This window comes from Herbaspirillum sp. (genome assembly GCF_017744395.1).
GTDB lineage: Bacteria > Pseudomonadota > Gammaproteobacteria > Burkholderiales > Burkholderiaceae_D > Herbaspirillum.
Genome location: NZ_JAGIBI010000006.1, coordinates 147,746 through 169,047 on the forward strand (window position 1 = coordinate 147,746; position 21,302 = coordinate 169,047).

The window sequence follows — 21,302 nt, forward strand, 5'->3', positions numbered from 1 at the left end:
GCCGGCCGTCCTCCAGGCAGGAGGGGCGTGCAGAAGCGATAAAACAAATCACTGCGGAAGTAAACGCGAAAGAGGCTGGGAAAGCGGCTGGAGATGAAAAAATGGATTGTTGGCAGCAACCGACGGTCTTCCAAAGCAAGACGTCAATGAACGCGACAAGGGGGGCGTAATTGCATAAAAGAAAGCCTGCGATTTTTCTCGCAGGCTTTTTTAATAAGAAGAGGCTGGGGTTAAGCGACGCGCATGGAGTCTGTTTCGGCTGCAATTAAGCAAAGAGTTTTGCCGGCATCCCCCTAGTTTTTCTTGGGAAACCAGTCGCCATGCAAGATCATCAAATAGTCCATCCATTCCGAATCAAGTTTGTATTTGAGTCGGTCTTCCAATCGGTGGAGTTCCATTTGCCGTTCCTTGTGCGTGTCGGCTTCATTGCACTTCTCAGTCATGCCGATATTGCTGTTGGAGATGGCTGGGTCAATCCCCAGTTCCCGATGATGGGCCTTGACGAAATCACGGGCCGCATTCTCCAATGCCAGGTCGAACGTTCCCTGAGGGGCCGAAATGACATCCAGCAAGATTACCGTGTCGGCGACCTGATAGATTTTCCGGCGGTAAAATCCGCTGACTTTGGCGTAGTAATAGCAGGTCTTTCTTGGTTGGGCGCTTGTGCCGGCCTTATCTGCGCCCGGCAATACAAGCCGGGAAACTGATTCGGTGCGCGACGGCCTGGCGCTATCGATGCCGCCAGAGCTGCCGGAAGCGTTGTTCCTGCCGCGGTCGCTGCGATCGGCATCATCCGATACGATGATGACAGGTTGCGGCGGTGGCGGCGGCCGCAATCGCTCAGCGATATCGTTGAGCGATTGCGCAATGTCCTGCATCCATTTCCTGTTTTCGACGGCCGCGCGGCGCGATGCCTCTGCTGCCGCCTGCATTCTTCCCTGCGATTGTTCGACACGGCTCATTTCACGGTCGATGATGGTACGGCCTCGCGCAATGGCGTCCTTGATGGCGTCGACGCCTTTCTTGTAGTTGTCGATGGCGCGCAATTTTTCCGGATTGGTCAGCAGGGAATAGACCGGTACCAGCTTTTCAATCGGTCGCTGTTCCGCGCTGGACGAAAAATTGCGCACGCAGTTATTGAAGTTGGATGCAATCGAAAATGCCTTGGACCAGTTGTTTCGCGCCCCCGAGGGATTTTGCAGATCGTCGTAGCTATCGGGGAAATCAAATAACTGCTCGCCACAGCGGTATTCGAATGCCGACATCTCCGGCACCTGTTCCAGGGCGCGTACGATTTCATAGCTCTTTTCCGCCCGCATCTTGTGAGTGAACGGATAGGCGCGCTCATCGAAATCCTCCAGCTTGAACATTTTTTCCAGATCGTAACGGCTGTCTTTTGCCGTCAGCATCCATGGCCGGGTGCGGATGGCGGGAAGATAACCGAAATCGAGCACGCATTTTCCAAGCAGCGATTCGGTATTGGCGCGGCCCGGTTCGCTGGCGGCATACTGGAATATTTCCTTTTGCTGCTGAAAGTACAGTTCTTCCTGCTGGCAAATCTGTTTCACTGCGGCGTATTCAGTGGCGGGGCGAGGGCCATAAAACAATTGATAGGCAACGCCGTCTGGCGAGCCTTCACGCAAGGCGCGTTGCGCATAGTCCTGGCATTCGGCGTCCTTGCATTGGGCCATTTTCAGGATGGCGGGCACAAATCCCAGGTCGGCTGCGTTGCGTTGCAATTCGGCAGCCGTATTTTTCTTGAGTTCGTCGCTGTCCATGGCATAGAGGCCGGCCAGCTTGTACATCGCCTGCGCATCGTTGGCGGCTACCGCTTTTCGATACCAGCCCATGGCCTTGGCGGTGTCTTTTCCGATTTCCGGTGCGCCGTCGGATTCGAAGAGCTGGCCAAGAAAAACCATGGCAGCGGTGTTGCCGGCTGCAGCAGCTTTTTCATACCAGTTTCGCGCCTGGATTTTATCCGCTCCCGCTTCGCCGGCGCCGTATTGCAAAGCCAGTCCCAGCATGGTGGCCGATGCCGCATCACCGCCATCGGCGGCTTTGCGCAGTTGCTCCAGGTGCTGGGCGAATTCGTTCCGATCCAATTTCCAGGCATGCGCCGCATAACGATTTGTAAGCAACAGGCGAGCACGGTATTCGCCTTGCATCGCTGCCTTTTCCAGCAAGTCGAGCGCGGCGAGCTGCGATCCGCCGGCCAGAAAGTCGACAGCCCTCTGGTATTGGGCGCGCGCATCAGGGCTTGCCGGTGCGGCGGCCGTGGCGACAGGCGCATGGGCCAAGACGAACAGCGCGCAGAAGAGGGCGAGGACTGGGCGAAAGCGATGCGGGCGGCAGGTGCTCATGGGAATTATCAGGCTGTATCGGAATCGGTGTATGGATGCGCGTTATTTGGCGGCTTGCTGCGCCAGCAGGGCGGCGGCATCGCTATGCTTTCCTCGTTCTGCCAGGATGGCCGGGGTGAGGCCGCCGCGATCTTTGACGGATGCCTTGGCGCCCGCGGCCAACAGTATCTTGATGGCCTCAAGGTTGCCTTTCTGGGCGGCGAAGTGCAGTGGCTGGCGTCCAAACAGCGCATCGGTAGCATCGACTTTGGCGCCGGCGGCCAGCAATGCCGACACAATTTTCGGATTGCCCTGCAAGGCTGCGTAATGGATCAACTGGTTGCCGTCGTCATCGGCCTGATCCACTTTGGCGCCATTGCCAAGCAGCATCTTTACGGTATCTTCCTGGCCGCTCGTGACGGCGGTGCGGATCAACTGGTTGGCATCACCGTCCGCCGGCTTGCCTTTTTCGTTCGTGTTGAGCAGGATTGCGACCGATTGGGTGGCGCCAGCCTTGGTGGCGATTTGCACGGCCGTCATGCCTTCGTTGTCGACGGCATCCGTTTTGGCGCCTGCCGCGGTCAACAGCCGTACCACCTCGCGGAATTTACTTGCAGCCATGCTTTTTTCTGCCGCCGCGATATGCAGAGGCTGCCGACCGGATTGATCTTTCGCGTCGGCTTTTGCGCCTGCCGCCAGCAGCGCTTGGATCGTTTCGGCGTTACCTTTTTGCGCTGCGAAATGTAATGGCTGCCATCCCTTTTCTTTATCGACGGCGTCCACCTTGGCACCTGCGCCAATCAATGTTTCTATCAATTTTCTGTTGTCCTTCAAGGCCGCATCGTGCAGTGGTGTTTGCCCACTCCATTCTCCCGTCACATTGACCTTGGCGCCTGAGGAAATCAGCATTTGCACCATCGGCAGCGATCCGCTGATAGCGGCAAGGCGGATCGGTTGCAGGCCGGAATCGGATATCGCATCGACTTTGGCCCCGGCGGCAATCAAGAGCTTGAGCGTTTCTACCGGGTTGATCTTGTAGGAGGAATATTTCAGCACGGAGTGGATCGGCAAGGTCAATCCATCCAGCCCCGGGGTGTTGACGTCGGCACCGGCCGCGAGCAAGGCCTTGACTATGTCGCTCTCGCCATGTTCCGCTGCAAAATGAAGAGGAGATTGGTTGTATTTGCCTTTGACATTGGGCTTGGCCCCGGCGGCAAGCAATTGACGGACGATGTCGATCTTCCCTCGATCTGCCGCGAGGCAGAGAATGGGGAAGCCGGCCTGGCGGCTCTCCTTTCGCATGACGATCGTGTCAGCGCGGGCGCCGGCATCCAATAGCGCCTTGACCGCACCGGCGTTGTCGGATTCAACGGCTAATTCAAGCGGGGTAACGCCCGCCGCATTTTTTGCGTCAGGCTTTGCGCCTGCATTGAGCAGGAGCTTCACCATTTCCGGGTTGCCGTTCCAGGCAGCGCGGTGGATGGGCTGGGTGCCGTCCTCCATCCTGGCATCGACCTTGGCGCCGCTTGCCAGCAGCAGTTTGGCAATGTCGACGTTTTCAACAATATGGATCGCCTGACCGCCATTGAATTCAGCAGAGTCGGATCTGATCGACACATCAGCCTTGGCGCCGGCATTGAGCAAGATTTTGACAAGCTCCACATTGCCTTTGGCAACGCCGTAAATGATCAGCGGTATGCCGTTCTGGTCCTTGGCATGAACGCTGGCGCCGTTTGCCAGCAGTTCTTTAACTGCCGGGATGTCGCCTTTATCGACCGCACTGAGCAAAGCCTTATTGCTTTCTTCCTGGGACGGGCCGGCAAACGCAGCAGCCGTGGGCAGCAACAGGGACAAGCTGACGATTGCCAGCAAACGTTTGATGGGAACCAGTTTCATTCGGCGCTCACTTATTGTTGGTTTTTGATGACGTCGTTGCTGCGACGAAATATCTCGTCTCAGGAAATGCAATTTCCCGGACAGGGGCCAGCCAGGCATTCACTCCATGGGCCGGATTGGTTTCTACCGTAGCAGGTTGGCATCAGATATCTGCGCAATCGCGCATTACCGGCGCCATTGCTTGCGCCGGTAATTCTTCCAGTTGCGCTGGCGCGGCAACTGCATATCCTCCCAGGCATCCGGCAAATTGCTGCGCGAACGCGCCGGGCGCGATCCGACCTCCCCCTCCTCGCCGAAGAATTGCGCCGCACGTCGGGCATTGCCATAACGGATCCGCCGGAACGCACGGCCATGGCGATGCTTGCCTGTGCCGGGGACGGGCGGGTGTGTCGTGAGCGCATTCTGTTTTGTTGGCATGGCGTATCGGCCCTCAATCCGTTTCCATCCAGATCGCGCGTGGAGCCAATGGCCCTGGCGCATTTTGGGGAAACGGCCGGGGCAGGGATCGGTTGACGCGTTCCTGCGGAAAATCCATGGTGTTGCCCGCCGGAATTTTGTTTGGTTCGCTTTTTATATGGCGCTGGCGTATCGGTATTTTGTCTCGATTCAACCCTTTCGGCCAAGGCAAACGTTAGAGGTGTTGTATTCCGTTTCAGGCAGCCGATCATGCTCGTATCCCTATTCGTCCGCGGCCTTCTCTGGGGGCGCCACAAAAGATGGTTGTCGGTGCTGTGTCCTATCCTCTGGCGCCGGCTGGCGCATTGCCTGCCGGAGGCTGAGGCGACCATCAGCCATCATGGCCGGCCGGCGCCGGTGTTGGCCAGGAGCGTGATCGCGCCGTATCGTTGCAGTCTTGAAATCAGGATGGAGAGCGGGATGAAGAATGTTGACGTTTTGGACGACTATCTGGTTTTCCTGGCTTCGGGAAAGCAGGAAGCCCGGCGCAGCATGCCGATCGCACATACCTATGTGAAACATGGCGCCTGCATGCAGGAACAGGTTGTCGTCGACATACATATTCGCCGGATCGCCCGAAAATCCGCTTGTCGCCGGCCGGCGTAACGAATACTCTTGCGAACAGCCGCAGCTTCGGGGGCGGCTCAACGCAGTACGGAAAAACTCACAACAACAAACCGGGCGACCCATGATTTTTCATTCCAGCCGGCTTGCCGCCGCCGTAGTCCTGGCATTGTCATTGCCTTCGCATGTCGCTGCCTGCATTAGTCTCGAGCGGGACCCGGCAGAGCCTAATACCATCCTTTCCATCAACCAGGCCGAGGCATTGTTTGAGATCGACGATGCCCCGCATCCGATCCAGGTGGGACAGCGTATCGAATACCGCCTGCCGCTTGCGAAGGCGGGAGAGAGCTGGAAGGCTTCCATTGCCAGCCCCGATGTGGCGGCGGTGTTCCGGCTGGAGCAGACGCCGGCGCGCAGCGACGAAGACGGCATTATGCGTACCGGTCTTGTTTTTGAAGGACTCGGGAAAGGCGCCGCCATAGTCGTCATCGAATACCTGACGCCGCCGGGAAAGTCCGCCAAGGGACGCTCAATCGCCGCCGGCCGCCGCCTGAAGATGCTCTATTTCGACGTGCGTCCCCGCGAGCGTTGGGTCGTCCCGCATGTGGAACCCTTATCCCTCACCGAGGCCGACAGCGCCCGTCCCCAGCATGTGACGACCGCGCAGGATATCCGGGTCACGCTGGCGGCGCCCGCCTTGCCCGAGGGGATGGCGGGGGCCTGGCGCATTGCCGCCGGCACAGGGACACAGCCGGTGGTGCGCAGCCGCGAAAGCATGGCCGACAAGTCCGAGCTGTTTGTACTGGGCAGCGCCTCCATCGCGCAGCCGCTGGTCTTCGAATTTGTCGCAGCTCCGGTGTCCGGTTCGGGCGAAGCGCCGAAGGTGGTCCGGTCGGTTGCATTCAATATCGAGGTGCGTCCGGCGCCGGCGTGCTAAACGGGAAAACATCCGGAGCCAATTACACTTATAGCCAAAGAGAAGGATTCATCATGTTGCGTCATACGGCGATTCTTGCCGCCGCCTTGTCGGTATGCGCCTGCTCCTCGACCTCGCTCGACCAGGCCAATGGCGATCCCAACGGGAAGTCGCCGATCGGCGTACGGGTTTGCTGTGCCCGCCCCGAGCCGAAGCGGGAGGAAGCGGTGCCGGAGCACGAGCCGGCGTTGTCGGCCAATAGCGTGTACTTCGACTTCGACCAATATGCCATCAGTGAAAAGTACCAGTCGGTGGTCAAGGTGCATGCGGCTTTCCTGACGGCCCACCCTGACCGTTACGTCCAGTTGATCGGCAACACGGATGACCAGGGCGGCCCTGAGTACAACCTGGGCCTGGGGCAAAAGCGGGCCGACACGGTGGCGAACCAGTTGATTCTCCTGGGAGTCGACAAGAGGCATATAGAAACGGTTTCCTTCGGGGCGGAGCGACCGCGCGCGACGGGCGACGATGAGACATCCAGGGCGGAGAACCGGCGTGTTGATTTCTTTTATTGAATCCAGAAGGCGCAAAGCATTGTGCGCCGCCTTGGCAACCGCATTATCAGGCCTGGCTGCCGACGCCGGCGCTTCCCTGGTGGCGGCGGCCCAGGAAGAATGCCGGAAAATCGCCGCGGCTACCGAAGTGTATTGCCAGGGCCAGAAAGACCATGCGCAGGAATCCTGTGCCCAGCAGGCGCAGGCCGTACAGGAACGCTGCTACCAGAAGATAACGGAACACGATGCAGCGTACGAGCGGGAAAAGAAGAGGCGGATGCAGGAAGAAGACCGGGCTGCGCGCGAACGCATGTTGAAAGACCGGAGCAGAACGGGGGCTGCGCAGTGATGGATGCCCCTTAAGGCGGAAAGCCGGGTTGCTTGCTTTCCGTCCTGTGGGGACATCCCGGTCCCGGGCCGGCCATTACATTGAGAACCTCGCGCCGGCAACCCGCACCACCTCCATCAGGTTCTGGAACACCGCCACAACCTGCATCGCCATTTCCTGCCCCTGATCCGATCTGACATGCAGGATTTCCCCCTTGTCGTCATATTCAACGACAATCTTTCCTTTGCCGGCCATGGTGATTTCCACCGGCTTTTCATTGTCGTTGTACTTGAAGGTGAGTTCGCGACGCAGCTTTTCGCGGCTGTCGGTTTCGACGATGCGCTGGATGCTGCTGGTGTTCGCGTAATCGAGGTCGATGCGCTGGCCGGCGGTGTTGCGGGCGCTGGTCAGCTTGCCGTCGCCGTCATAGTAAAACGCCGTGGTCAGGCCCTTGCTCACGACCAGGATGAGCTTGCCGCTGCGCGGGTGATAGACAAATTCAATGACCCCGCCGGAGGCATTCGTCTTGCGCACGACGCGTCCCTGGTCGTCATAGGCGATGGCACGGAGATCGTTGCTGTTGGAGATGGCCACCGGCCGGGTCCTTTCTTCGCCGGTCACAGTCCGTTCGTTCTGGAATTCATAGTTGCTGACCAGTTGTTTCCCGGCGGCTGAAAGGGTCGTGACCTTGGTCCAGGTGTGCTGCGGATCGGCCGGATCGCTACGGTATTCGTAGCGCACCTGTTCCCCATGGCGGTCGGTCACCGAACTGACGCGTCCGCTCTCCGGCGACACGTATTCGATGCGCATGGTGCTCTGGTCGATATAGGTGATGCGGGTCAGGTTCTGGTTGCTGTCGTAGTCGTATACGTACTGGTTGCCGTTGACGTCGTTCGACTTGACCAGCTCGTTCTTGCCGCTATAGCTGTAGATGAGATGGTGCTTGCCGTTGGTGGAGGCGTCTTGCAGGCGGCCGGAGGCCGTCCAGGCGAGCTTGATCGTATTGCCGGCGGAGTCGCTGATCGTTTCGGGCCGTGCGCCGGCATAGCTGGCGCGGATCTGGTAGCCATCGTCCTCTTCGTGGCGGGTCATCCGCCCTTGCAGGTCGAAATAGTCGTCGCCGCCGTAGCAATTCCTGCGCTTGTAGCCGTCGGCCACCCGTAAGAGCCTTGCCCCAACGCATTGGTCGGACGACAGTTCGCTGCCGGCGGCCAGCTCTGCCTGCATGCCGTAGTCCTTCACCTTGCGCATGCGCAGTTCTTCATCAGCGGCAAGTTTCCCGCGAAGGCTGGCGGCGGCTTCCGGAGCAAGGTGTTCGCGCTGCACCGCGGCCTGCAGGATCTGTTCGACTCCCGCCGCGACATCGACCTTGCCGGCCGGCCGGTAGTAGTTGATCCCGCCATTGCCATTTTCGTGGATGGCCGCGGTGCCGTCGGGCATGGCGATCAGGCGCGTCTCGAACTGCGATCCCCAGCCCGCGCCAAACCAGCCGATTTGCGAGGCGAACGAGTTATAGGTGCGCGCCAGCGCCAGCTTGTGCGGACCGGCTTCCAGCGTGATGTCCTGGTAGGTGATGTAGAAATTGCCGTTCTGCAGCATGACGCCGGCGCTTGCGGCAACCGGGACGAGCAGCAAGGCAATCAATAAGTTTTTCTTGTTCATGTTTTGCATGTTAGGTACTTTCTGGCGGCTAGTCCTCACCCAGTTGGGTGAGGTGTTTCATGGCCTTTCCGGCATCTCACCGGATGCCACCGGTTTTTATCCCCGAACGCCGGTGCCAGTTCTTTTATCGGTGCATTTGAGGTACAGGCAGCCGTTCGTCCCCTGCTTGCAGGGATTCCCATGCTTGTCCTGCCAGACGCAGCCAGCGTTGGCTGCCATGTGGAATACCAACATTGCCAAGCCGAATAACAGTGCTTTCATGATTCTCTCCCGGAGATTTAAGGAAAACGGCAGGGGCCATTGGCAACGTGATTCCCAATCGGAAAACTGCCTTATAGGGTTCAACGCAGGGCGATGTCCGGAAGGGTTAAAGCGCGTTGCCGATGTTTTCTGGCGATCATCGTCTCGTCGCTCCCGGGATTGCCTAACCCCGATGGAAAGCGGCAGCCGTTTCAAGGCAGAAGACCATGGCAAAAGACGAGAAAGGAATCCGGATGAGGCCGACACTATTGCTTTGCCTTGCCGCGCTGATCCCCGCCGGCGCCTGGGCCCAATCGCAGGGGCAGCAATTCTATGCGGCTTGCCTGGGCCAGGCGGAACAGGAATACCGCCAATGCCTGCGCGGTTACGGGCGTGAACCGGGTTGCGGCCATGCGTACCGGCAGGAAAAGAACCGCTGCTGGAACAGCTATACGCAGGTGGAACGGGAGTCCGCCTCGCCATATTACCTGCCGCCGCAGCGGTTCGAGCCGGTGCCGATACCGCAGCGACCGGTGTATGTCCTTCCCGGCATGCGCTAAGAATCAAGGGCCGGCGCCGGTGATGGATGGAATCCATGCTGTCCCCGGCGTCGCTTAATCCGTGACGTACTCGATATCGACTCGGCGATTTTCGGCCCGTGAGGCTTCATCGCGGCCCTTGGCCTTGATGCGTTCCCTGCCTATGGACCAGACGCTCATCCGCTCCTTCTGTACGCCGCAAGCGACCAGGGCACGGAATACCGCTTCCGCCCGCGCCGCGCCGAGCGCCTGGTTGTATTCATAGCTGCCGCGGTCGTCGGCGTTACCCATGATGCGGATACGGCGGGACGGAACGTTGCGTGTCGGGTCGCCGCGCAGCAATGCGCCGTGCGCCTCGATCAGGGACTGGAATTCGTCTTTGATGGCGATGCTGTTGACGTCGAAATAGATGGTGCGGTACTGGGCGAGCGGACTTTGCGGGTCGATCAGCGGGTCGGGGAGCATAGGGGAGCTGGCGCAGGGGCGTACCGGCGGCTGCGGGGGAATATTTTCGGCGTTGGCTGCCCCGGTGAACATGGCGATGGCGCAGACGAGGAACAGCTTCTTGAATTGATGCATGGTGCACTCCGTTTATTTCACACTTGAAATCGCCACGCCTGAAAATTGGCTGGGATCTCAAGAGGTTCTTGGTAATCTTGGATTCGGCCGGGCGCCGAGCAAAGCCATCAACAGCACCGGCCATTCTACCCATGCGTGCATGCCGGATGCGACGGCATAAAGTTTGCGCGCATCTTCGTAATCGAACACGTAATAAGCGCAGATGAGCATGGTCAATCCAATGGCGATGGCGCGCGCCCAGGGCGGCATCAAGGGCGCAGGATGCTGTTTTTCCGCCCGCGGCAGCAAGACGATCACGCAGTAATAATGCAGGCATTGGGACAGCACGATGGCAGACAGCAATGCCGAGCGGTGCGCTCCGCCCCAGTTCGCGGGCAATTGCCCATCCAGCAGCCAGGCGTGGCCGGCGATGGCGGTCGATGAGGCAGGCATGCCCCACAGTCCGCAGACCAGCAGCAACGGCAGAACGAACAGCGCCGTCACGCGCCAGGCCAGGCGACGTTGCCCATTGTTGTGGCGAGCCATATCCCAAGCCATCGCCAGCGGGGTGAAGTTATGCAGGATCGCCAGCGCCAGCAACGCTTCCAGGATTGCGCCGTTGTGCAGCAGCCAAAGCATGGCGCCGGACAGCAGCAGGCCGGCGATGCGCACGTTCCAGCCGGCATCTGCGGGAGCGAAGACGATGACGGCGCCGAGCATCAGCAGGCTCAACAGATCGACAATCTGCGTCGCCTCGGAAGAAAACGTGCCCATCCAGAACGCGGTGCGCGCAACAGCCTGCGCCAACAGGATGGCTCCCAGCATCCACCACCAATGGCGCGGCCAGTGCGCCGCATAACGCCGCCGCAGGAAGGCCGCTTCCCAGATCACATGCGGCAAGCCGAAGATCGCCAGCGAGACCAGATACAGCAGCAGCGGCTGCCAGCTTGCCAGCAAGAGCAGCGTGGCTGGAATGAACCAGCGGCCGGATTCGCGGTTCACCATAACAGCCAGCCGGTAATCGCCGATGCGGCATTGGCGAGCAGCGACACGATACAGGCGCGGCCGAGGCCAAGCCGCAGCCAACCCCGATACCAGAGCGCTTCGGCGAGGAACACGCCGGTCTCGATACCTGCCGCGCCGGCCAGGTAGTTCTCCGGCGGCAGCGCCATGCTCAGCCGCCATGCCAGCGGATGCGTCACGCAGTTGGCGCCGATGGCGGCCAGCAGCACGCCGGGCGCGGGCAATGGCCGTGTCGCCGCGAACACGACGGGCAGCTCGCAGGCTAACGTCAGGGCGAAGGCGCCTGGCCAGTCCATGCGATTACTGGGTCAGTTTTTGCCACCAGGTGGCGGGTGTGTAGGTGCGCGGCGGGAGGTCATCGGGCGGTTGGCATGCCAGCACCATGCGGCTGGCTTTTCGGCGTCCCTGGAAATACAAGCTGATCGATTCCACCTCTTGTTTGCACACGCCGGGGAATTCCTGCTTTTTACCTCCAGATTGCAATTCCACGGTACAGGCTGCGCCGTTTTCCTTGTCGGCGCAAAACCGGTCTTTCAACACGGGACCCGGCGTGCAGGTGAGTTCGGACATGGGCAGGGTTTTCTTGATCGGTATGCCGTTTGAATAGGTATCCGTCGCATAGGCGCTGCACAAGGTGTCATCCGCGAGGAATCCGCCCGACGGCAATCCGCGTTCAATGATGGGACTGGTGGCGCGCTCGCAGTTCAAGTCGATGGTCGAAGAGTTGCGGTTCAGTTCGTTCCGGCAAATGCCCTCGCCGCCGCCGGCGAACGGATTGCCCGGAATGGAGCAGGCGTTTCCGACTTTCTTGTCTTTGCAATATTGGTCCGCGCGATCGAAGGCGTTTGGATTCTGGGCCAGGCGTTTGGCCGCCTCTGCCGCCTGCGGCGGGATGACATCGGCAAGGGTGGGTAAGGAGAACGCTGCTGTGGCCAGGATGGCTGCGCGGAACCATAACAGGGGCGCAATCGAAGCTGGTTTCATGTTTTTATTTCCCCAGGTTTTATTTTTATTGCTTTGGAAGAGAGGTATTCGCGGATTCAGTCACCGGATTACGGTTCCTATTCTCGCGGACATTCCCGGTCTCCTTGGCCTTCATGGCGGCTTTTCTTCGTTGTTCTTCCATTTCTTCTCTTGCCGGATGCGTGATGCATCGCGGCACTGCCTCGTTCGAATTTTTGCCCGCGTTTCCGCCTGAGCAGGCATAAGCCCTTGAGGCGCTGACTGAGAGAAGCCCGCTGAGGCAGGCTACGCCGATAAGTGCCAGAGATCGCCGGGAGATTTTTTTCATCACGAGTTCAATTGGGATCAAAGACCGGTTAGGGAATGGTAAAGGCGCCTGCCTGTAAAGTCCTCATTCAAATGGGTGATAGGCGTGCCATTGGCGGCGGCAAGGAGACTGCCTTGCCTATCCATGCCGTCAGGGCGCCGGATCCCGGCGTATCCGGCTGCCCAGGATGGCATCGAGCTCCTGCGCATGCAGCAGGCGGATGCCGCGATGATTGCCCGATGTGAGTTGCAGGATCAGGACGCCGTCCTTCGGGATGATGTTCAGGGTCGGATAGCCGGTCAGCCTTGCCGTATAGACCCACAGGGCAAGCCCGCGGCTGACGGCCTGGCCGTCGATCGTGAGGACGAAGCAGTGGCCGCTCATCTCGTGGCCGGTTGCGGATTCCGAAAAGCGCGCGGGGTCGAGTGTCCAGCGCGCATCGCCAGGGCTCCACCCGGTTACGTCGTTTTCCGTGAATGTCAGGCTGGCCTGCGGTATTGCGGGGATGTCTTCCCGCAGGCATTGGCTGCCGTCCGAAGCGCCGATGGGTTGGGTGATCGACAGCACCAGGCGGGGCGTCTGCGCCGCTGCCAAGCCCGGGGCGAGCAGGAGGCACAGGCAGAGTTTGCCGAGCAGGGCGCCGAGTCTTGCCCGATTGCCGTAAGGGGAATGCGTCACATGCGACCTCATGTTTTGTCGAACCGGCAGGCCGCCATTGCGGCCGTGCAACGATAGCGGCGCGGGATTACCGGCGATAGTGATGGTAATACCGCGGATAGTACGGCATCGGCGCGGACGGATAGTAGTAATACACCGGCGGCGGGTAGTAGACAGGCGCCGGCTGGTAATAGACCGGCACGGTCACCACGGGCGGGGTGACATAGACTGGCGCGGCCGAAACGGCCTGGTCGCCGTTGTCGCTTGCCTTGGCCGCGACGATGCCCAGCACGGTGCCGACGGCAACGCCGATGGCGATATCGCCGGCGCGGTCGCGCGCGTGCGCCTGCGGGACCGCCAGCATTGCGCAGCAGGCCAGCAAGAGCATCGCGCACGGCAGTTCCCGGCGCAAGGCGAAGACCTTGCGGCCGGCTGATTGGGAACGGTAAAGATCCATCATGTCCTCACTCGGAAAACAAATCGTTGCCTGGGGTTTGCAGCCGCATGGCGGCCAGGTGTATCTGCTTGAACGGACCGGGCGGGGCGGTGGGGTTAAACCGGTTTATTTGCTTTCCGGAATGGCTGCCGCCTGCGCTGCGTCGATACGTTCCTTGAGTTCTTTGGACACGGGATAGTCCGGATAGGACTTGCGGAATTCGTTCCACTCGTCCAGCGCATCCTTGCGCATGCCGTTGGCGAGCAAGCCATCGATCAGGCCCAGCCAGTTCCTGGCCTTGTCATCGCCGGCGTTGTCCGCCGCTGTTGCCGTGGCGGAGGGGCGGACAGAGCGGACCACCGTCGAAGACGGCGATGGCGTGACGTCGGCTTGCGCCAGCATCGGCTGGGAGGGAGCTTGTGGCGCGGCCTCCTGCGCTGCCGGGGGCATGGCGGCGGCGGGGGCGGCTTCCGGCTGGGCGCTGGCGAGTGTGCCTTGCGGCGTTTCCTGCCGCCATTGCGTGCCCACGGCGACCGCGATCAGCAGGCCCGCGGCGATGGCCCAGGCCAGCCTCAGCCGGCGCGGGCGGGCTGCGCCGGCACGGGGGACGCCATCGTTGGCGGCACTGGCGGTTTGCCTTTCGTTGCGCAAGGCCTGTTCGACCCGGTCGTGGATGGCCTGGCTGAGCACTTCCGGCGGCTCCGGCTGCTGCAGCGCCTTGAGGCGTTGCGACAAGGGATCGGCGCCTTGCAGGAACGCCTCGAACCGTTCTTCGTCGTGTTCGGAAGTCTTCACGCTTGCGTCTCCTGCCGGGAGTCGCCGTCCAGTTGCTGGCGCAATTTCTTCATGGCATAACGCAAACGGCTTTTGACGGTTTCAACGGGGGCGGCGACCAATATCGAGATTTCTTCCAGGCTCATGTCATTGAATTGCTGCAACACCAGCGCCTCCCGCTGTTCGCTGGGCAAGGCGCGGATCGCGGCATGCAGGGCGTCATGCTCCTGGCGCCGGGCCAACATGGCGTCGGGAGCGGGCGCATCGCAAAGCGCGTCGGCCATGCCTTGGAATTGTAAATCATCCTCCGCCGGGTCGGCCGGCGTCTTCAGTTCGCTGGCGAGAATCGTCCGGTGCTGGCGCAGCAGGTCGATCAGCCGGTTGCGCGCGATCTGGAACAGGTAGGTCCGGAAGCTGGCCTGGGGCTGGTAGCGGGCGCGGGCCTGGTGCAGATTGGCCCAGCTGTCCTGCATGATGTCGTCGACCCAGTCCTTGCGCGGGCAGCGCCATGAAATGAACGAATACAGGCCGCGATGGTGACGCCGATACAGTTCGCGAAACGCGCTCAGATCTCCCGCCCGGTAGAGGAGCATCAGGGATTCATCCGACATCGGCGTAGTCATGATGGCTGCTTTTATTTGTTGGAAGATCAGTCCGTGACGATGGTAAGCCCGGCGCCGATGCCTGCGTGCATTTTTCGATGCGCTGTTGCCATCGGGAAATGCAGGTGGCCTTCGCCGGGGTGATGCATCCGAGGCAGCCGGGGCGCGTTCGCGTACCCCGTTGGGGCCATGAGGAACCACGCTGCCATCGCCAACAGCAACGCGCCAGCCGCTGAGTCAGTTGACCTCGCCGGACGGTATATCGGCCCGTCTTCGATCATCAGGATCGGATACGCCGTATAAATTTCCGGGTGGAAATTCATGCGGCAGATCTACAGCCAGTCTCCGGCCAGGATGAAGGCGGACCAATAGTAAGGATGCGCATATTTTCCCTGGGCCTGGGCGCCGGCTCCAGAGCCGCCGCGTTTGAGCAGCGCCAGCTGCGCCCGTTGCAGCGCCACGGCTTTGTCGATGCGCGTGCCCGATTCAGCAGAGGCCAGCCCGGCGTAAAAGTGGCGCATCAGCAACTCGGTGCTGGCGTCGTTGATAGCCCACAAGGTGGCGATGACGCTCTTCGCCCCCAGCGTTTGCGCCAGCTCCGCCAGTCCCTTGGCTTCGTTGCCCTGGGCGTCGAAGCCGGCCGGCAGCGCAGTGGAGCAGGCCGATAGGGCCAGCAGGTCGATTTTGCCGAATTGGAAATCTCCCTGTTGCAGATCCTTCAGGGATAGCCGGGTGCGGTCGCCCAGCAGCAGGAACGAATCCATGTCGCTTTGCGGGGCCAGTTGGAAATGGCTGGCGATGTGCAGCAGGGAAGCCTCGTCTTGCAGCGCGTTCTTCAATTGTTCTGCGGTAAACCGTTCATCCATGAAAATCCGGGAGCCCAGGCCGGAGTGCGCGGCAATGCCGAGGATTTCCTTTTTCGCTCCCGGCAGGGCGGGAAACTCCGCGATGGCCTTGCTCGTGCCGAACAGGGCGATATGCCTGGCCGATCCGGCGCTCTCATGCCATTTCGCGATCCGGCCGCCGGTCTGCATGTCGAGGCTGAACCGTTCTATCAGGTAGCGCCGGCCGTCGTACAGCGCGGCGAAGGGCATGTAGCGCAAGGCGCCATCGGCGACCAGCATCAGCGTGGCCACGCCATCCAACTCGCCCATGACCGGCAGCAGCAGGATCTTGTGGAGCTCCTGCGATATCGGGCGCGGATCGAGCGAAGGCGTTTCCAGCGTCTTGCGGAATGCGCGTATGGCCGGCAGCAGGATGTCTTGCGGTATGTATATTTCCCGTTGCGCGACTTTCCGGTCGCGGATGACGGAGATGCGCAAGGTATCGCCGAGCATCTGGTAGCGCACCAGGGCGGTACGCTTGCCATGCCGGCGGTACTCGCCGATTTGCATCTGCTGCCATTTTTGCAGCGCTTCCAGTTGCCGCGCATCTTGTTCCTGGAGCAGGCGCTGCTGTCGCGGCAAGTCCGCTTGCAGCGCATCGATCAGCGCCATGCCGTCACGGCGTTCCCGTTCCGCCGGCTGCGCCTGGCCGGACGGATCCTCAGCGCCCTTGTTGCGCTCGAACAGCTGCTTGAACCGTTCGCCCCACGGCTGCTCGGCTGCCGTATAGGAGACCGGCTGCAGCAGGAGATAGCGGGCGGACGATCCCGGCTGGGACAGCTTGCGATATTCATCTTCCTTGAGCATCGCAAACACCTGCCGCCCTTCCTCATCGCGCCCGGCCTTGAACAGCATCGTCGCCAGACGTTCATAGAGGTCGGCATAGCGCTTGAAAAAGTTTTCCTGCAGGTGATACGCCATCTTGACCGAGGATGTCCTCAGTCCCTGCAGGGCATTGGCCGCCATCTTTGCGAAGAAGGCGGCAAGTTCCCGGTCGCCGCTTTTCTCATACAGTGCGCTCATCGCCTCTTCGGTCTCCATCAACTGCCAGGGCGAGCGGGCGACTGCCGGCGAGCCGATTGCTCCCACCAGCAGGGGGCGGGCCTGCTGCAGGTCGCCCATGGCCAGATGGATGTCGGCGAGCGCGAGCTGGCCGGATACGGTGGTGGCATGTTCCGGGCCGAACGCGGCCAGGTGGATTTGCACCGAGCGTTGCTGCAGCGCGAGGGCCTGCTGCAGCGAGCCGTAGTTCCGCTGCCACCGGGCGATGTCGGCAAGGACGGCGGCAACGTCGGGATGCGAGGGGCCGTAGAGGCGTTCCTTCACTGCCAGTTTCTTCTGGAGCAAGGGCAGTATTTCGTTTTTTCCGCCCATCCTCAGGGTCAGGTAGGCCAGGTCGATGGCCGTATCCATGGTGATCTGGACATCGTCCCCTATCTGCTGCCGCAGCGTTCCGAGCGCCGCCTGCAGCAGCTGGCGCGCCTGGGCATCCTGGCCCAGCAGCATATACATGCCGGCCACGTTTGCCTGGGACAGGCCGGTCAGGAAGTGGTCTTTTCCCAGTACGCGCTCGCGGATGTTGAGCGCGCGCAAATACAGCGACAGCGCCTGGTTGAGATCGCCCGCATCGCCGGCCAGTTCCGCCAGCGCATCCAGGATATCCGCACGCTTGGCCACGTCCTTTTCGGCCAGGCCCTCGGTGAGCGTCAATGCTTTCTTGTAGACGTCGGAGGCGGCTTCCCGCATGTCCAGCTGGACGTAGATGTCCGCCAGGACTTGCATGCTTATGATGGTGCCGTAGAGGCTGTGGCCGGGATCCTGCAAATCGAGTTCCATGGCGCGCCGGGCGAAAGGCAATGCCGCCTTGTATTGCCCGTTGCGGACGAGTTCGCTGGCGCGATGGTTGAGTGCGGCGCTGTCTTCGGGAAGGTTTTTTTGTTCCTTGTCGGCCGGCACCGGCTGCTCTATTGGCTGGCACCGGGCGTATGGCGACGCCAGCCCGATCATCATGGCGATGAGGACGGCAGCCGGTGGGTGAAGCTTGGCCAGGATATGGCGTAGGGACGGAAGCAAGGTGGATGCCGGGTGCAATTTCCGGTGATGGTTCAAGGCAGGATAAATGCATCAATCCGCAAAGTCATCCTCCAAATGGAGGATGGCGCACATGACGGATGTTGAGCTGAGTTAAGTCAAGGGCATTTCTTTCCATACTTCGCATAAACGCCCCCTTTGGCGCATAGAAACGCGGTGATCTGCGCAACCGCATTCTTTGATTCAGGAGCATAGAAACTCTGGATGGCGACAAGGTGGTCGAGATAGTCAAGAACCGTTTCTCCCAGCGTATTCCTGGCGTTGACCGCAGCCAGCCATAGCTGGGGATCTTTCCGTTTGATCGTGTAGTACTTGTAGATGACTTCGGCAAACTCCACGCGCCCGGCGGGGTCGTCGCCGATCAGGTGCATCATCGGCGACAGGACGTCGCCGCCCCAGCCTTTTTGCCGGCATCCCGCGGTCTGGAAGTAATCGTCGATCGGATACGGTGTCTCTTCTTCGAGCTCCTTCAGGAATCCGGCCACCTGGTTTCGAACGATGTAGGTGAATTTCATGCAGTACCCATCCTGGTAGCTCGAAAAGGGCGCGCGCGTATCGGGAGGCGCGTAGCTCGCCAGCTCGGCGCTCCCGATGACGGCGCCGCATTCGCGGCACATGGACTTGCGTATTTCGCCGCCTTTCAGCGTGGTGCAGAAGCGGACCGGTTCATGATTGTCGGGGGTGATCGTCCCGCAAGCCCTGGCATTGGCATTGAGCAGGTTCGTCAGTACGTAATAGCCGCCTGCTTTGCTTTGTTCCGAGCACAGGGCCACTTTCAGGACGGGTTTCCCATTTTGCTGAAGCGTTTTTTCCCCGCAGCGTTCGGCGCCGCTGCCTTGGGCCCACGCATCATTGGCGCCGGCATAGGAAGCCAGTCCTGCAAATACGATGAAGGCGGCGATCAATGCGCCCAGGTTTCTTATTGCTTTCATGGCTTCTCATCCCCGGATGGTTTCACAATGTTTTGCGCCGGCCGTTTCCATGGTGCGCAGTTGCGCGACGAATTCGGCTGCCGCCTGCGGACGCCCCAGCAAGTAGCCCTGGGCGATGTCGCAGCCGTGTTGCCGCAAGAAATCAAGCTGTTCCCGTGTTTCCACACCTTCCGCCACGACGGCCAGGCCCAGGCTCTTGCCAAGCGAAACGATGGAACGCGCGATGGTTGCGTCGGCCTCGCAAGCAGGCACGTTCTGCACGAAACTGCGGTCGATCTTGAGGCAGTGGATGGGAAAGCGCGACAGGTAGCCCAGGCTCGAATAGCCCGTCCCGAAATCATCCACCGCCAGATGCACGCCCAGTTGACGCAAGGCGCGCATGGTGGCGGCCGCCTCGTCGGGCTTGTGCATCATCATGCTTTCGGTGATTTCCAGTTCAAGCAGGTGGGCGGGCAAACCGGAGTGCGCCAGGGCCATGCGGACTTTTTCCAGCAGCGCCTCATCCTGGAATTGCTTGGCCGACAGATTGACGGCGATCGTCAACGAAGTGCCGAGATGGCGGTTCCACGCCATGGCTTCCATGCAAGCCGTGCGCAATGCCCATTCGCCGATCGGCACGATGAGCCCGCTTTCCTCTGCCAGGGGGATGAATTCCGCCGGCGGGACCTGGCCGCGCACAGGATGCCGCCAGCGCAACAAGGCTTCGGCGCCGACCGGCTGGCCGCTGGCGATGTCGGCCTTGATCTGGTAGTGCAGCTCGAAGGCTTCGACCCGGATGGCTTTGCGCAACTGGTCAACCAGTTCAAGCCGCGTCTGGGCGGCGTGATCGAGCGCGGCGGAAAAGAATGCGACCTGGTTGCGTCCGCTTTTCTTGGCGCGGTACATCGCGACATCGGCGAGGCTCAGGAGGCTTTCGGCGTCGCTTGCGTCTTGCGGGTAGAGGACGACGCCAAGGCTTGTCGTGAGGTGCGTCTCCCTGCCTTGCACGAGATGGGGGCGGGCCACTTCGGCCAATATCTTCCCGGCCACGGCGCTGGCGGCGCCGGCATCGCCGATCCGCTTCAAGACGATCACGAACTCATCGCCGCCCAGCCTGTAGATCGCATCCTCCGGGCCGACGCACCGGTTCAGGTATCCTGCGACCACTTTCAGCATCGCATCGCCGGCCCGATGGCCGAGGCTGTCGTTGATGCTTTTGAAATCATCCAGATCCAGCAACAGAACGGCGAACTTTCCCATGTTGCGTTGCGCATCCTCAATGGCCTGGTTCAGGTCGTGTTCCAGCAGCGCCCGGTTGCCCAGCCCGGTGAGGCTGTCGTGGGTCGCCTTTTGCCGGAGGTGGGCATTGGCATTTCTCAGCGAGCGCGTACGGCGCCGGACCATTTGGGCGAGTTCGACGGGGCGCATCAGCATGGAGCGCGTCACGGCGGCGGCAGCGGCGGCGATTAAGGCCACGATCAGAAGCTCCGCCAAATGCGTGGAATTGAAAAAAGAATCCGGCGTAACGGGCGAAACGGTGAGCTGCCAGCTCCCGCGCGGAACGCCGATGGAGGTCGATACCATGACTTCGGTGAGGGGCGCCGCGCTGCGGACGAGCGTCTCGGGCTGGCCCGTAATGGGGTTGGAACGCCACAGCTGGTAAGCCAGTTCCCGCTGATCCAGGCGATCGAACTGGCCAAAGGCCACAATGGTATCCAGCAGCACGACCGCGCTGACGAATCCCCAGAAGCGCGGGGTGCCCTGGCTATCTGCCATGAACACCGGGTAGCGCCCCACGAATCCGGGCTTGCCTTGTCGCAGCTTGGTCGGGATGGCGATATGCAGGTCGCGCGTTTCCACCGTTAGCCTGGCTTCATCCCGGCTCAGCGGATCGAGAAGCAAATCGTGGCCGATGGGGCCCTGGTTTGCCGTGGCGGGGAAGACGTGGCGAACCACCCCGCCCGGCGCAAGCTGCAGATTGTCCACGCCGGTATAGAGCGGCAGCAGTTTGCGCGACAGCCGTTCGAGGCTGGCCAGATCCGTCGGGTTCTGCTGCAGCACGGCTGCCATTGCGTAGGTGGCCGACAAGCTCCGGTCCACCAATTGCTGGACCAGGGCGCCATGCGCGGCGGCGGCTTCTGTGAGTTTTTGCTGGCGCTCGGATGCCCGGGCCCGCTCAAGCAAACCGGCCGCGGCGCCCCCGATGCATATTCCCAGGACGAATACCACGGCCGATAACAGGTTGGCCCGCCTTATTCCTGCTCGCGTAGGCGATCGTGCCCTCGACGGTTTGCCCGCTGGAGAAATGGATGTGAGCATCTGGCTTGTGCAAGATGGCGATGGGGCGTGGCGGGGAATACGCTCAATGCGGCAGCGCAGAGTGGCCCGGAGCGCAACTCCTGACGGTGCGCCAGGCCAAGGAAGATACAGCCGGTCCGGCTGGGTTGTGGTTTGTTTTCGGCATGGCTCCCCCGGTGAGCTTTTATTTGTTGTGGCACTGGATTGCAAGACCAGTGTTGTCGAAATGCCAGATGCCGTCAAGCCGGACAGGGGCGTATATGCTTAAGGTGATGGGGGAGGGCAACGCAGCGTCGAAGAAATC

At 61.0% G+C, this 21,302-nt stretch carries 23 protein-coding genes; 5 read left to right on the forward strand and 18 right to left on the reverse strand.

The features are described 5' to 3' along the window. Positions 1–293: 293 nt before the first annotated feature. The 3 genes from J7548_RS15560 to J7548_RS15570 all read right to left on the reverse strand — a co-directional run bounded on the left by J7548_RS15560 (position 294) and on the right by J7548_RS15570 (position 4,652). Entirely contained in the window at positions 294–2,360 is a 2,067-nt protein-coding gene (locus tag J7548_RS15560; RefSeq protein ID WP_290975936.1) for a hypothetical protein, read from the reverse strand. A 42-nt stretch (positions 2,361–2,402) separates the two neighbouring features. Continuing rightward, entirely contained in the window at positions 2,403–4,235 is a 1,833-nt protein-coding gene (locus J7548_RS15565; protein ID WP_290975939.1) for an ankyrin repeat domain-containing protein, read from the reverse strand. 165 nt (positions 4,236–4,400) lie between these two features. Further along, a complete protein-coding gene (locus tag J7548_RS15570) occupies positions 4,401–4,652 on the reverse strand; it encodes a hypothetical protein (RefSeq protein ID WP_290975942.1) in 252 nt (83 codons plus the stop codon). Between the two features lie 249 nt (positions 4,653–4,901). On the opposite strand from J7548_RS15570, the gene J7548_RS15575 reads away from it, so the two are divergent. The 4 genes from J7548_RS15575 to J7548_RS15590 all read left to right on the forward strand — a co-directional run bounded on the left by J7548_RS15575 (position 4,902) and on the right by J7548_RS15590 (position 7,074). Then, positions 4,902–5,297 carry a hypothetical protein gene (locus J7548_RS15575; protein WP_290975945.1) on the forward strand — a complete coding sequence of 132 codons (396 nt, stop codon included), beginning with the start codon at positions 4,902–4,904 and terminating at the stop codon, positions 5,295–5,297. 82 nt (positions 5,298–5,379) lie between these two features. Further along, entirely contained in the window at positions 5,380–6,192 is an 813-nt protein-coding gene (locus tag J7548_RS15580; protein ID WP_290975947.1) for a hypothetical protein, read from the forward strand. A gap of 53 nt (positions 6,193–6,245) precedes the next feature. Further along, positions 6,246–6,746 (forward strand): OmpA family protein, encoded by a 501-nt coding sequence (locus J7548_RS15585; RefSeq protein ID WP_290975950.1) that lies wholly within the window; start codon positions 6,246–6,248, stop codon positions 6,744–6,746. Continuing rightward, positions 6,727–7,074, forward strand: coding sequence for a hypothetical protein (locus tag J7548_RS15590; protein WP_290975953.1), 348 nt, complete (start codon positions 6,727–6,729; stop codon positions 7,072–7,074). The genes J7548_RS15585 and J7548_RS15590 overlap by 20 nt, the downstream gene beginning before the upstream one ends. Positions 7,075–7,149: 75 nt before the next feature. On the opposite strand, the gene J7548_RS15595 is transcribed toward J7548_RS15590, so the two are convergent. Together J7548_RS15595 and J7548_RS15600 are read right to left on the reverse strand one after the other, a co-directional pair. Next, positions 7,150–8,715, reverse strand: a complete 1,566-nt coding sequence (locus J7548_RS15595) for a DUF6531 domain-containing protein (protein ID WP_290975956.1) — start codon at positions 8,713–8,715, stop codon at positions 7,150–7,152. A gap of 96 nt (positions 8,716–8,811) precedes the next feature. Continuing rightward, on the reverse strand, positions 8,812–8,976 hold the full coding sequence (locus J7548_RS15600; protein ID WP_290975959.1) for a hypothetical protein: 165 nt from the start codon (positions 8,974–8,976) through the stop codon (positions 8,812–8,814). A gap of 233 nt (positions 8,977–9,209) precedes the next feature. Here J7548_RS15600 and J7548_RS15605 point away from each other — a divergent pair, with 233 nt between their 5' ends. Next, entirely contained in the window at positions 9,210–9,515 is a 306-nt protein-coding gene (locus J7548_RS15605) for a hypothetical protein (RefSeq protein WP_290975963.1), read from the forward strand. Between the two features lie 54 nt (positions 9,516–9,569). Here the strand turns inward: J7548_RS15605 and J7548_RS15610 are convergent, their stop codons facing one another. The 13 genes from J7548_RS15610 to J7548_RS15670 form a co-directional block, all read right to left on the reverse strand. Next, positions 9,570–10,073, reverse strand: coding sequence for an OmpA family protein (locus tag J7548_RS15610; RefSeq protein WP_290975965.1), 504 nt, complete (start codon positions 10,071–10,073; stop codon positions 9,570–9,572). Positions 10,074–10,130: 57 nt separating this feature from the next. Continuing rightward, positions 10,131–11,057 carry a hypothetical protein gene (locus tag J7548_RS15615; protein WP_290975967.1) on the reverse strand — a complete coding sequence of 309 codons (927 nt, stop codon included), beginning with the start codon at positions 11,055–11,057 and terminating at the stop codon, positions 10,131–10,133. Beyond that, entirely contained in the window at positions 11,051–11,371 is a 321-nt protein-coding gene (locus J7548_RS15620) for a hypothetical protein (RefSeq protein ID WP_290975970.1), read from the reverse strand. The genes J7548_RS15615 and J7548_RS15620 overlap by 7 nt, the downstream gene beginning before the upstream one ends. A gap of 4 nt (positions 11,372–11,375) precedes the next feature. Beyond that, complete coding sequence (locus tag J7548_RS15625; RefSeq protein WP_290975973.1) at positions 11,376–12,059, reverse strand: hypothetical protein; 684 nt, start codon at positions 12,057–12,059, stop codon at positions 11,376–11,378. Positions 12,060–12,084: 25 nt separating this feature from the next. After that, positions 12,085–12,366, reverse strand: a complete 282-nt coding sequence (locus J7548_RS15630) for a hypothetical protein (RefSeq protein ID WP_290975975.1) — start codon at positions 12,364–12,366, stop codon at positions 12,085–12,087. A gap of 129 nt (positions 12,367–12,495) precedes the next feature. After that, positions 12,496–13,035, reverse strand: a complete 540-nt coding sequence (locus tag J7548_RS15635; protein ID WP_290975977.1) for a hypothetical protein — start codon at positions 13,033–13,035, stop codon at positions 12,496–12,498. 55 nt (positions 13,036–13,090) lie between these two features. Then, on the reverse strand, positions 13,091–13,462 hold the full coding sequence (locus J7548_RS15640) for a hypothetical protein (protein WP_290975980.1): 372 nt from the start codon (positions 13,460–13,462) through the stop codon (positions 13,091–13,093). Positions 13,463–13,564: 102 nt separating this feature from the next. Beyond that, entirely contained in the window at positions 13,565–14,233 is a 669-nt protein-coding gene (locus tag J7548_RS15645) for a hypothetical protein (RefSeq protein ID WP_290975983.1), read from the reverse strand. Further along, the gene (locus J7548_RS15650) at positions 14,230–14,835 is read right to left on the reverse strand and encodes a sigma-70 family RNA polymerase sigma factor (RefSeq protein ID WP_290975986.1); all 606 of its coding nucleotides are present in this window, start codon (positions 14,833–14,835) and stop codon (positions 14,230–14,232) included. Before J7548_RS15650 ends, J7548_RS15645 begins: the two co-directional genes overlap by 4 nt. 26 nt (positions 14,836–14,861) lie before the next feature. Beyond that, complete coding sequence (locus tag J7548_RS15655; protein WP_290975989.1) at positions 14,862–15,137, reverse strand: hypothetical protein; 276 nt, start codon at positions 15,135–15,137, stop codon at positions 14,862–14,864. A 9-nt stretch (positions 15,138–15,146) separates the two neighbouring features. Further along, positions 15,147–17,771 (reverse strand): CHAT domain-containing protein, encoded by a 2,625-nt coding sequence (locus tag J7548_RS15660; protein ID WP_290975992.1) that lies wholly within the window; start codon positions 17,769–17,771, stop codon positions 15,147–15,149. Between the two features lie 116 nt (positions 17,772–17,887). Further along, positions 17,888–18,721: a hypothetical protein gene (locus J7548_RS15665; protein ID WP_290975993.1), complete on the reverse strand. Its 834-nt coding sequence runs from the start codon at positions 18,719–18,721 to the stop codon at positions 17,888–17,890. A gap of 6 nt (positions 18,722–18,727) precedes the next feature. Next, positions 18,728–20,929 (reverse strand): EAL domain-containing protein, encoded by a 2,202-nt coding sequence (locus J7548_RS15670; protein ID WP_290975994.1) that lies wholly within the window; start codon positions 20,927–20,929, stop codon positions 18,728–18,730. Between the last annotated feature and the right edge of the window lie 373 nt (positions 20,930–21,302).

Bases quoted from the DNA above. Each gene is read 5' to 3' on its own strand.
- J7548_RS15600 (WP_290975959.1), bottom strand. From the start codon at position 8,976: ATGAAAGCACTGTTATTCGGCTTGGCAATGTTGGTATTCCACATGGCA.
- J7548_RS15625 (WP_290975973.1), bottom strand. From the start codon at position 12,059: ATGAAACCAGCTTCGATTGCGCCCCTGTTATGGTTCCGCGCAGCCATC.
- J7548_RS15580 (WP_290975947.1), top strand. From the start codon at position 5,380: ATGATTTTTCATTCCAGCCGGCTTGCCGCCGCCGTAGTCCTGGCATTG.
- J7548_RS15635 (WP_290975977.1), bottom strand. From the start codon at position 13,035: ATGAGGTCGCATGTGACGCATTCCCCTTACGGCAATCGGGCAAGACTC.
- J7548_RS15650 (WP_290975986.1), bottom strand. From the start codon at position 14,835: ATGACTACGCCGATGTCGGATGAATCCCTGATGCTCCTCTACCGGGCG.
- J7548_RS15630 (WP_290975975.1), bottom strand. From the start codon at position 12,366: ATGAAAAAAATCTCCCGGCGATCTCTGGCACTTATCGGCGTAGCCTGC.
- J7548_RS15575 (WP_290975945.1), top strand. From the start codon at position 4,902: ATGCTCGTATCCCTATTCGTCCGCGGCCTTCTCTGGGGGCGCCACAAA.
- J7548_RS15565 (WP_290975939.1), bottom strand. From the start codon at position 4,235: ATGAAACTGGTTCCCATCAAACGTTTGCTGGCAATCGTCAGCTTGTCC.
- J7548_RS15620 (WP_290975970.1), bottom strand. From the start codon at position 11,371: ATGGACTGGCCAGGCGCCTTCGCCCTGACGTTAGCCTGCGAGCTGCCC.
- J7548_RS15615 (WP_290975967.1), bottom strand. From the start codon at position 11,057: ATGGTGAACCGCGAATCCGGCCGCTGGTTCATTCCAGCCACGCTGCTC.
- J7548_RS15585 (WP_290975950.1), top strand. From the start codon at position 6,246: ATGTTGCGTCATACGGCGATTCTTGCCGCCGCCTTGTCGGTATGCGCC.
- J7548_RS15595 (WP_290975956.1), bottom strand. From the start codon at position 8,715: ATGAACAAGAAAAACTTATTGATTGCCTTGCTGCTCGTCCCGGTTGCC.
- J7548_RS15640 (WP_290975980.1), bottom strand. From the start codon at position 13,462: ATGATGGATCTTTACCGTTCCCAATCAGCCGGCCGCAAGGTCTTCGCC.
- J7548_RS15655 (WP_290975989.1), bottom strand. From the start codon at position 15,137: ATGAATTTCCACCCGGAAATTTATACGGCGTATCCGATCCTGATGATC.
- J7548_RS15570 (WP_290975942.1), bottom strand. From the start codon at position 4,652: ATGCCAACAAAACAGAATGCGCTCACGACACACCCGCCCGTCCCCGGC.
- J7548_RS15610 (WP_290975965.1), bottom strand. From the start codon at position 10,073: ATGCATCAATTCAAGAAGCTGTTCCTCGTCTGCGCCATCGCCATGTTC.
- J7548_RS15560 (WP_290975936.1), bottom strand. From the start codon at position 2,360: ATGAGCACCTGCCGCCCGCATCGCTTTCGCCCAGTCCTCGCCCTCTTC.
- J7548_RS15605 (WP_290975963.1), top strand. From the start codon at position 9,210: ATGAGGCCGACACTATTGCTTTGCCTTGCCGCGCTGATCCCCGCCGGC.
- J7548_RS15665 (WP_290975993.1), bottom strand. From the start codon at position 18,721: ATGAAAGCAATAAGAAACCTGGGCGCATTGATCGCCGCCTTCATCGTA.